The sequence below is a fragment of the Mesorhizobium sp. M4A.F.Ca.ET.020.02.1.1 genome (genome assembly GCF_004022645.1).
Taxonomy (GTDB): Bacteria; Pseudomonadota; Alphaproteobacteria; order Rhizobiales; family Rhizobiaceae; genus Mesorhizobium.
The window spans coordinates 1-1,349 of sequence record NZ_RZOI01001099.1; the positions used below are offsets into that span (position 1 = coordinate 1).

The window sequence follows — 1,349 nt, forward strand, 5'->3', positions numbered from 1 at the left end:
GAAACCGGCCGGCGCATGGTCGAGATGGTCGATCGCCTTTTGCAGGTCGAGGAAGAAACGCTCCTGCTCGGCCCGCTCTTGCGAGATATCGGCAAGCTGCCAGGCAAGCATCGGCAGCCGCTGGCCCGGCACATTGAAAGCGCGTGCGCGGGTGCGGTACCAGTGCGCACCGGGCTCCGCGCCGGGGCGGATGGATTGCGCAAGCCTGAACTCGCCATCGCCCGCCTGGCCGTCGCGCAGGCCCGATGCCAGCCGGTAGATGGTCATGGAGGCCTCTGGAACGTCCGACAGCAGCCCTTCGACCGTCTTGAGGTCGGCCGCCGACGAAGCGCCCGTCATATCGGCATAGGCACGGTTGGCGTAGATGATACGGGCCTTGGTATCCGTGACCAGCAGGCCTTGCGACATCGAATCGACAAAGGCTTTGGACAGTTCGTCGCTGGTCGAGCGCGGCGCGACCTGAACGAAGCCGATAGCGGTGGCAAACAGGAAGCCGACGCCGATCATCGCCAGCACGCCGAGCATGCCGAGCAGGAAGGGATCGCCGAGGCGCTCGCGGAAAAGCCCGAAAACGATCGCCGCACCGGTCAGGACAACGATGAAGATGATGAGCCGGGTCACGGCACCCGGACGCGTGTTCTGGTCGACGATCGGTACCGGATAGAAATCGCCGCGCGTTTCCTTGGCCATGTGCCCCCTGCTCGTGATTCCGGTGCCCGACACCCCGCGGACGGCCGGTTGAATCACATTCTCCTGTAGCGGAAAAGGCCCCGGCGGCAAATGTCAGATAAAAATGGCGCCGGGCAATGGATTCGTGTTTCAAACTGTTCACGAAGCGTGATGCCAACTTGCGGCGGCTGGTCCGCACGGTTTAGTGTCGCGTCACCTCAAAAAAGGGCGGTGCACCGATGCTGCAGTGGCTGGATAGCGTGGCGGGTCCTGGTTATGTCGCCGCAATCCTGTGGACGTTTGCCGCGCTCGTTCTGCTGGTGGTCGTTCTCCTCATCATCAAGCTGGTGCGCAGCCTGACGTTCGGGACATTCGTCGCCGGCGGCCGCAACCGCAAGACCAGGCTGGCCGTCATGGACGCCACGGCGGTCGACAGTCACCGCCGGTTGGTGCTGGTGCGCCGCGACGACATTGAACACCTCATCCTGATCGGCGGCCCGACCGACGTCGTCGTCGAGCGCGACATCAGGCTTGCAGCACCGCGCCGCCCGGCATTGACCGGAGACAGCGGCCAGCAGCAGGCCCAGGCGCCGCGGCCGCGCCCCACCCAGCCGGCACCCGCGCCTGCAAGGCAGGCGCCACCCCAGCAGCAGCCGGCAAGCGCCACGCCGCTCCCTGCC

The 1,349-nt window shown here is 65.7% G+C and carries 1 protein-coding gene and 1 pseudogene; one reads left to right on the forward strand and one right to left on the reverse strand.

The window, feature by feature from the left end:
* A partial coding sequence (locus EN742_RS35150; protein WP_128333893.1) for a PAS domain-containing protein occupies positions 1–690 on the reverse strand: 690 nt, incomplete at its 3' end.
* A gap of 218 nt (positions 691–908) precedes the next feature.
* Here EN742_RS35150 and EN742_RS35155 point away from each other — a divergent pair.
* Positions 909–1,349 (forward strand): annotated as a pseudogene (locus tag EN742_RS35155) (flagellar biosynthetic protein FliO); the annotation flags it as partial.